Source organism: Pseudomonas sp. NDM (assembly GCF_003105095.1).
GTDB classification, from domain to species: Bacteria; Pseudomonadota; Gammaproteobacteria; order Pseudomonadales; family Pseudomonadaceae; genus Aquipseudomonas; species Aquipseudomonas moraviensis_A.
Window position 1 is genome coordinate 1 of the sequence record NZ_QETJ01000204.1, and the last position, 7,571, is coordinate 7,571.

Genomic DNA, 7,571 nt, shown 5'->3' on the forward strand with positions numbered 1-7,571 from the left:
TACATGAATCGCATTACCCTGTAGGAGCTGCCGAAGGCTGCGATCTCTTGACGCTTCACACCAATCTCAAACCGAACAAGGCAATCCCAGCATGAGCGACTCCGGCCGCGCCGACGCATTGTTAGCAGACCTGCCCCGCGATGGCCGTGGCCGGCTCAAGGTTTTCCTCGGCGCAGCCCCCGGGGTCGGCAAGACCTACGCCATGCTCCAGGCTGCGCACACGCAACTGCGCCAGGGCGTAAAAGTCCTGGCCGGCGTGGTCGAAACCCATGGCCGCGCCGAAACCGAAGCCTTGCTCGGTGGCCTGCCGCAGCAGCCGTTGGTGCGCAGCGAATACCGTGGCGTGCTGCTTGAGGAAATGGACCTCGACGGCATTCTCGCCGCCAAGCCGAAGCTTGTGCTGGTGGATGAACTGGCCCACAGCAATGCCCCCGGCAGCCGTCACGCCAAGCGCTGGCAAGACATTCAGGAACTGCTCGCCGCCGGCATCGACGTATTCACCACGGTCAACGTCCAGCACCTGGAAAGCCTCAATGATCAGGTGCGCGGCATCACTGGCGTGCAGGTGCGCGAAACCCTGCCGGACTGGGTCCTGCAGGAAGCCTTCGAGCTGCTGCTGATCGACCTGCCGCCGCGTGAATTGCTCGAGCGTCTGCGCGAAGGCAAGGTCTACGTGCCGGAGCAGGCCCGCGCTGCTATCGACGCGTTCTTCACCCAGACCAACCTCACCGCCCTGCGTGAACTGGCGATGCAGACCGCTGCTGCGCAGGTCGATAACGATCTCGCCCAAGGCTATCGCCAGCTCGGTCAGGCGGCGCCGGCGGTGCGCGGGCGTTTGCTGGTTGGTGTCGATGGCGATGCGCAGGCCGAGCGTCTGGTGCGTCATGCCAGCCGCGTCGCCCAGCGCCGGCATCTGCCGTGGAGTCTGGTGCATGTCGACAACGGCAGTGGCCGCGACGAGCAATCGCGGTTGCGTCTGCAAAGCGCCCAGCAATTGGCCGAACGCCTCGGTGGCGAAGTGGTTCTTTTGCGCGCTGGTGAAGTGGCGAAAACCCTGATTCAACACGCCGCCGAGCGCCGCGCCAGTCTGTTGCTGGTCGGCCAGTCGCGGCCGCGATTGCGCCGTCGATTGTTCGGCGGCGGCCTGGCGGCGCGGCTGCTGCGTCAGGCTCATGGGCTGGAAATCAACGTCCTCGACAGTGATCACGAACAGCACCCACCACGCCCGCGCAATCCGCTTACGCTGGTGTGGTTCGACTATGCGCTGGCGCTGGTCGCGACGTTGTTGGCCAGTGCCCTGGCCTGGGCGGTGTCGAGCGTGTTGCCGCTGCCGAACATCTCGCTGGTGTTTCTCGCAGCGGTGTTGCTGGTGGCGGTGCGCAGCAGCCTTGGCCCGGCGCTGGCCTGTGCGGCGCTGTCGTTTCTGACCTACGATTTCCTGTTCATCCCGCCGAATTTCTCGCTCAGCATCCAGCGCGAAGAAGACGTGCTGACGCTGCTGTTTTTCCTGCTGATGGCGGCGCTCACCGGCAACCTCGCGGCACGTCAGCGGCGGCAATTGCAGGCCCTGCGCGATACCCAGGAAGAGACCAGCGAATTGCTCGACCTGTCGCGCAAACTCACCGCCGCGACTGATCGCCAGGCCGTGGTCAGCGCCGCCGCGCAGCACCTTGAAGGCTGGAGCGACCTGCAACTCTGCCTGCTCAACCGCGACGGGCAGGGCGGCTGGAAAGTCGAAACCGGCGGGCCGCTGCAATTCACCGAGGCCGAACGCGCCGCCGCCGATTGGGCGTGGCAACACGATCAACCAGCGGGCAAGGGCACCGGCACCTTGCCGCTTGGGCGTTGGTGGTGGTGGACGCTGTCGGTCGAGGACGGGCCGCTGGCATTGCTCGGTGTTTGCGCCAGGGAAGGCCAGACCTTGAGCGGTCAGCGCCGACGCTTGCTCACTGCGCTGAGCCAGCCGCTGGCACAAGCCCTGGCCCGCGCGCAGTTGGCCGATGACCTCGAAGCGGCGCGGCTGCATGGCGAAACCGAGCAACTGCGCAGCGCCTTGCTGGCCTCGGTGTCCCACGATTTGCGCACGCCACTGACCGCCATGCGCGGCAGCATCGACAGCCTGTTGGCCCTCGGCGAAGCGATCCCGCTGGAGGATCGCCGCGAGTTGCTCGAAGGCACCCGCGATGAAGCCGAACGCCTCGACCGCTACATCCAGAACCTGCTCGACATGACCCGCCTCGGCCACGGCGCCTTGAAGCTGGCGCGGGACTGGGTGTCACCGGCCGATATCGTCGGCAGTGCGCTCAATCGCCTGCGCGCGGTGGTGGCGCCTTTGCAGGTCAGCACCGAGGTGCCGGCCGAGTTGCCACTGCTGTACGTGCACGCGGCGTTGATCGAGCAAGCGCTGGTCAACGTGCTGGAAAACGCCGCGCGCTTTTCGCCGAGCCACGGTCGCTTGCAATTCCGCGCCGGGGCGGATGAGCAGGAGATTTTCTTTTCGGTCAGCGATGAAGGCCCGGGCATCCCCGAAGAGGATCGCGCGAAGATTTTCGACATGTTCTACACCGCCGCGCGCGGTGATCGCGGCGGCCAGGGCACCGGGTTGGGACTGGCGATCTGTCAGGGCATGGTCGGCGCTCACGGTGGGCGCATCTCCGTAGCTGACGGCATCGACGGGCGGGGCACCTGCATCACCTTGCACCTGCCGTTGCAGGCGCAACCTGGGATGGACAATGAAGCCTGAGGCCGACTGCGCTACTCTCTTGCCACTCTTTTGTGTTGATGTGAATTCATGAGCCAGACCGCGACCATTTTGGTCATCGACGACGAACCGCAGATCCGCAAATTCCTGCGCATCAGCCTCGCTTCACAAGGCTATAAAGTGCTCGAAGCGGGTACCGGTGCCGAAGGCCTGGCGCAAGCCGCGCTGAGCAAACCGGACCTGGTGGTGCTCGACCTCGGCCTGCCGGACATGGACGGTCAGCAAGTGCTGCGCGAGTTACGCGAATGGGCGAGCACGCCAGTGCTGGTGCTGTCGGTGCGCGCCAGTGAAGGGCAGAAGGTCGAAGCGCTGGATGGCGGCGCGAATGACTACGTGACCAAACCCTTCGGCATCCAGGAATTTCTCGCCCGGGTTCGCGCGCTATTGCGCCAGGCCCCGGCGGGCGAGGCGCAGCCGGCGGCGCTGAACGTCGGCCCGTTGACCGTGGATCTGGCCTATCGGCGGGTGCTGCTCGACGGCGCCGAAGTCGCCCTGACCCGCAAGGAATACGCGGTGCTCGCGCAACTGGCGCGGCATCCGGGGCGGGTGATCACCCAGCAGCAATTGCTCAAGGATATCTGGGGACCGACGCACACCGAGGACAGTCATTACCTGCGGATCGTGGTCGGGCATCTGCGGCAGAAACTGGCGGATGACCCGACCCGGCCGCGGTTTATTGTGACTGAGGCTGGGGTTGGGTATCGGTTGTTGGGGGAGGGTGGGCTGTAGATTTTTTGTTGTCTTTGATGGCCTCATCGCGAGCAGGCTCACTCCTACAGGGGGGTTGCGTCGTGCATAAATCCATTGTAGGAGTGAGCCTGCTCGCGATGAGGGCCTGACAGCCAACGGAGATCTCAACCCTGCTCCTGCTCATACCGATCCAGCGTATCACTGGCAATCTGTCTGCCCAGCGCAATCAATTCCGGCGCCTTGTAGAACTCGAAAAACCGGCACACCCGCTTCGGCACGTTGATCAGGATATCCGGCGGATAGCCGGCGATCTTGTACTGCGCCAGTGAGGTCTGCATCACCTCGAAACTCTGGTTGATCAGATCCAGCAGCGACGCCGGCCCGACGTTATCGATGATGAACGAACCGGTGGCGGATTTCGGCGCGCCTTCGCGTTCCGGGGCGGCGGCCGGTTGCTGGCTTTCCGGTTCGACGCCTTCGAGCCACGGATTGATTTCCGCCGCTTCGGCGCGCAGGGCTTCCTGTTCCAGTTTCAACAACTGCTCGGCCTGTTTACGCCGGAATGGCAACTTCGAACCCATGGATTTGATCAGACTGTCGAAGCGCGAACGGAACGCCGCGGGCCGCTCGATCACCGGTAATTTGTAATGACGCTGATTGGTGGCGTTGAGGTTGACCGCGATAATCAGATCGCAGTGACTGGACACCACCGGAACGATCGGCAACGGATTGAGAATGCCGCCGTCGACCAGCATGCGGTTGCCCTGCATCACTGGCGTAAACAGACTGGGAATCGCCGCCGAGGCGCGCATGGCTTGATGCAGGCAGCCTTCCTGAAACCAGATTTCCTGCTGATTGGTCAGGTCGGCGGCGACAGCGGTGTAGGGGATGCGCAGGTCTTCGATGTTGATCTCGCCGACGATCTTGCGAATCTGCCCGAAGACCTTTTCACCGCGAATCGCGCCGAGGCGGAAACTGACGTCGACCAGACGCAGCACGTCGAGGTAATCGAGGCTTTCGATCCAGCGCCGGTAATCATCCAGTTTGCCGGCGGCATAGATCCCGCCGACCACCGCGCCCATCGAACAACCGGCAATGCAGGCGATGTCGTAGCCGCGTCTTTCAATCTCTTCGATAACGCCGATATGGGCATAGCCCCGGGCACCACCGGAGCCCAGCACCAGTGCGACACGCTTTTTCATCAAACTTCCTCCGGACAAGCCTGCACAATGCACGCATCGGCCAAGCGGCTCAATCGCCAAGGTCGTTGCGCGAGGCAGTGACGTCGTTTTTCGCTCGCGCCGCACGCTTGCGCGCTATGCTCTGCGCCACACGGTTTGGCCGGCGGGCGAGGCACTTTTTCGCCGCTCGACCGTCTTACCTGCACGACTGTTGACCTACCTTGAGGTGTGAGTGATGAAAGCCTGGATCTGTGTACCGTTGATGGCCCTGGTTCTGGCCGGTTGCGCCGGCAAAACCGCGTACCGCGACAGCTGCGGCAGCCAACTCGATACGGCCTGGCACGAACTGGACCTGGCCAAGGCTGAAGGCTTCGCCGGCACCGTCAGCTATTCCAAAGCGCTGTCGCTGCTGACCGCCGCCAAGACCCAGCAACAATTCGAAGGCTTCGAAGGCTGCAGCAAGAAAGCCGAAAAAGCCCGCTTCTACATTCGCGAATCCCGCGCGGGACGTTAAAAAAGCAGCTGCAAGCGGCAAACTTAAAGCGACCCCGTTCAGCTTGAAGCTTGAAGCTTGTAGCTTGCAACTTGCAGCTGTCCTACGGAGTAGACCCCCATGATCGATCGTTTGGTGGCTCATGTGCTGAGCCTGGATGTGCGGCTGCTGGCGTGTCAGGCAAGGTTGAATGCGCGCACCGATCCCGAGGCGTTGCATGATTTGCGCACCACGGTGCGGCGCTTGCGCAGTCTGTTGCGGCCGTTGCGCGGCTTGCCGGGTGTCGAGCAACTGGAGGCGGCAGCTTCGGCGGTGGGCGATCTGACCACACCGTGGCGTGATCGCGAGGTGCTGGCGGCGTATCTGCTCGAGCATGATCAACCCGAGGCTGCGCAGCGGCGCCTGGCGCAAATGGCTGAGGCGTATCCGGCGCTGGCGGCGAGTGCGGAGCTTGCTTCGTTGCTGATGATTCTTGACGCCTTTCCACGGTTCTTGCGCGCGTCCGAGCGTCAGGGGCTGCTCAAGGATCTGGATAAGCGCATTGAAAAACGTCTGGGCAAACAATGGCAGAAGCTCGACGCGGCGCTGCACGATCCCGCCCACGACCGTCATCGTCTGCGCCTGCTGATCAAACGCGTGCGCTACGGCATCGAAGCTTATCCGCAACTGGATCGCTTGCCGAAACCGGCTTACAAACAACTGAAATCCGCGCAAGGCGCATTGGGCGATTGGCACGATTGCTGGCAATGGCTGGCGCGCGCAGAGCAAGAGGCCGATCTGCAACCGTGCGTGGCAACGTGGCAGGCGGGGTTGATCAAGGCAGAGCTGAAGGCCGATCAAGTGCTGGAAAAACTCAGCGCCACTTGTTTCAAACCCTGAAATCCACACGGTCCCTTGTAGGAGTGAGCCTGCTCGCGATAGCGATTCATCAGTCGACACTTCGCTGCCAGATAGACCGCTATCGCGAGCAGGCTCACTCCTACAGGAGAGTTCGGTGTGACGGATAAGGGTGCAAGGCCTATCTGTCAGCCCATTTGACCGGAATAGACGCTGCGCCGCCGCCCCGGGCTGGTTAAGATCCCCGCATTCCTTTTTCGCTTTCCGAGGTTGCCATGCGCTTTTGCGATCTGCTCGATGCTGTCCGCCAACAACCTGAAGTGACCATCCCCGCCGAATGGGGGCAGGGCCGGGCCAGTTTTGGCGGACTGGTGGCCGCGCTGCAATTTGAAGTCATGCGCGCCAGGGTGCCGTCGGAACGTCCGGTGCGTTCGCTGGCGATCACCTTCGTCGGCCCGGTCGAGCCGGACGTGCCGGTGAGTTTCGAAGTCGACGTGCTGCGCGAAGGCAAAGCGGTCAGCCAGGTGTTGGGCCGAGCCATGCAGAATGGCCAGGTGGTGACGATCATTCAGGGCAGCTTCGGTGCCTCGCGGCCCTCGGAAGTCGCCGTCGAAGCCTACCCGGCGCCAACCATGAAACACTGGGACGAATGTCAGGAGCTGCCGTATATCAAAGGTGTCACCCCGGAATTCATGCGCCATCTGGCCATGCGCTGGAGCGTCGGTGGCATTCCGTTCTCCGGCACGCCATCGCGCTTGATGGGCGGTTGGGTGCGCTTGCGTGGGGATGTCAAAGAGGAGCCGGTCAACGAGGCGCATCTGTTGGCGCTGGTGGATGCCTGGCCACCGGCGCTGTTGCCGTATCTGAAGAAGCCTGCACCGGGGAGCACGCTGACTTGGACCATTGAATTCGTTCAGCCGTTGCACGACTTCAGTACGCTGGACTGGTGCCAATACCTGGCCGATATCGAATACGCCGCCGACGGCTACGGCCATGTCGCCGCCAAGCTGTGGAGCGCGAAGGGAGAGTTGATAGCCATGAGTCGCCAGACCGTGACGATCTTTGCCTGACTCAATGCCGACGGTGGCGCTCACGCCAGGCGCGCCACCAGCCACCGCTGAGAAAGAACCGCGGAAAGGTCAGAAACTGCTCGACCAGCAGACGTGAGACGGCATCCTGGCGATCACTGAACGGCTCGGAGGCTTGCGCCTCCAGGCTGTGACCGTGACGCTGCAGACCCAGCGCCGCGACGATACCGATCACGCCGATGGCGACGCTGGCCAGGCTCAGGCTGAACACCCCCGACACGATCAGCAGAAACGCCACGATGAACAGCGGCACGGCAATCAGGTGCAGGACCAGATTGGTCGGATGCTGATGATTGCCCGGGTAGGCGCGCCATTGCCACGCGGGAAGATTGGGGTGACGTTTGCCCATGTTTACTACTCCTCGATCCATGTTGAACTTCATGGTTGAAGAATAGGCCCGGGCGCGGAGGGCGGCGAATCAAGGTTGGCTATTGAGTTGATAGCGGCAATGGCCGTTTTTGATGGTGCCCGATCTGGCCCCATCGCGAGCAGGCTCACTCCTACATTTGAAATGCGTTCCC

7 protein-coding genes are annotated in these 7,571 nt (G+C 62.8%); 5 read left to right on the plus strand and 2 right to left on the minus strand.

The window, feature by feature from the left end:
• Nucleotides 1-91: 91 nt before the first annotated feature.
• A complete protein-coding gene (locus DCO47_RS24355) occupies nucleotides 92-2,743 on the plus strand; it encodes a sensor histidine kinase KdpD (protein ID WP_116659100.1) in 2,652 nt (883 codons plus the stop codon).
• A gap of 48 nt (nucleotides 2,744-2,791) precedes the next feature.
• The gene (locus tag DCO47_RS24360) at nucleotides 2,792-3,490 is read left to right on the plus strand and encodes a response regulator (protein WP_042607908.1); all 699 of its coding nucleotides are present in this window, start codon (nucleotides 2,792-2,794) and stop codon (nucleotides 3,488-3,490) included.
• Nucleotides 3,491-3,615: 125 nt separating this feature from the next.
• Here DCO47_RS24360 and DCO47_RS24365 read toward each other — a convergent pair whose 3' ends face one another.
• Entirely contained in the window at nucleotides 3,616-4,653 is a 1,038-nt protein-coding gene (locus tag DCO47_RS24365) for a patatin-like phospholipase family protein (protein WP_042607907.1), read from the minus strand.
• A 214-nt stretch (nucleotides 4,654-4,867) separates the two neighbouring features.
• On the opposite strand from DCO47_RS24365, the gene DCO47_RS24370 reads away from it, so the two are divergent.
• The 3 genes from DCO47_RS24370 to DCO47_RS24385 all read left to right on the plus strand — a co-directional run bounded on the left by DCO47_RS24370 (nucleotide 4,868) and on the right by DCO47_RS24385 (nucleotide 7,032).
• Nucleotides 4,868-5,146, plus strand: coding sequence for a lipoprotein (locus DCO47_RS24370; RefSeq protein WP_042607906.1), 279 nt, complete (start codon nucleotides 4,868-4,870; stop codon nucleotides 5,144-5,146).
• A gap of 99 nt (nucleotides 5,147-5,245) precedes the next feature.
• Complete coding sequence (locus DCO47_RS24375; RefSeq protein ID WP_042607905.1) at nucleotides 5,246-6,004, plus strand: CHAD domain-containing protein; 759 nt, start codon at nucleotides 5,246-5,248, stop codon at nucleotides 6,002-6,004.
• Nucleotides 6,005-6,237: 233 nt separating this feature from the next.
• Entirely contained in the window at nucleotides 6,238-7,032 is a 795-nt protein-coding gene (locus DCO47_RS24385; protein ID WP_064361529.1) for an acyl-CoA thioesterase II, read from the plus strand.
• A 1-nt stretch (nucleotide 7,033) separates the two neighbouring features.
• Here DCO47_RS24385 and DCO47_RS24390 read toward each other — a convergent pair whose 3' ends face one another.
• On the minus strand, nucleotides 7,034-7,399 hold the full coding sequence (locus DCO47_RS24390) for an Mpo1-like protein (protein WP_042607903.1): 366 nt from the start codon (nucleotides 7,397-7,399) through the stop codon (nucleotides 7,034-7,036).
• Nucleotides 7,400-7,571: the final 172 nt, after the last annotated feature.

What these genes read in the sequence shown, in the direction of transcription:
- DCO47_RS24355 (WP_116659100.1), top strand. Translation starts at nt 92, where the DNA reads ATGAGCGACTCCGGCCGCGCCGACGCATTGTTAGCAGACCTGCCCCGC.
- DCO47_RS24360 (WP_042607908.1), top strand. Translation starts at nt 2,792, where the DNA reads ATGAGCCAGACCGCGACCATTTTGGTCATCGACGACGAACCGCAGATC.
- DCO47_RS24365 (WP_042607907.1), bottom strand. Translation starts at nt 4,653, where the DNA reads ATGAAAAAGCGTGTCGCACTGGTGCTGGGCTCCGGTGGTGCCCGGGGC.
- DCO47_RS24370 (WP_042607906.1), top strand. Translation starts at nt 4,868, where the DNA reads ATGAAAGCCTGGATCTGTGTACCGTTGATGGCCCTGGTTCTGGCCGGT.
- DCO47_RS24375 (WP_042607905.1), top strand. Translation starts at nt 5,246, where the DNA reads ATGATCGATCGTTTGGTGGCTCATGTGCTGAGCCTGGATGTGCGGCTG.
- DCO47_RS24385 (WP_064361529.1), top strand. Translation starts at nt 6,238, where the DNA reads ATGCGCTTTTGCGATCTGCTCGATGCTGTCCGCCAACAACCTGAAGTG.
- DCO47_RS24390 (WP_042607903.1), bottom strand. Translation starts at nt 7,399, where the DNA reads ATGGGCAAACGTCACCCCAATCTTCCCGCGTGGCAATGGCGCGCCTAC.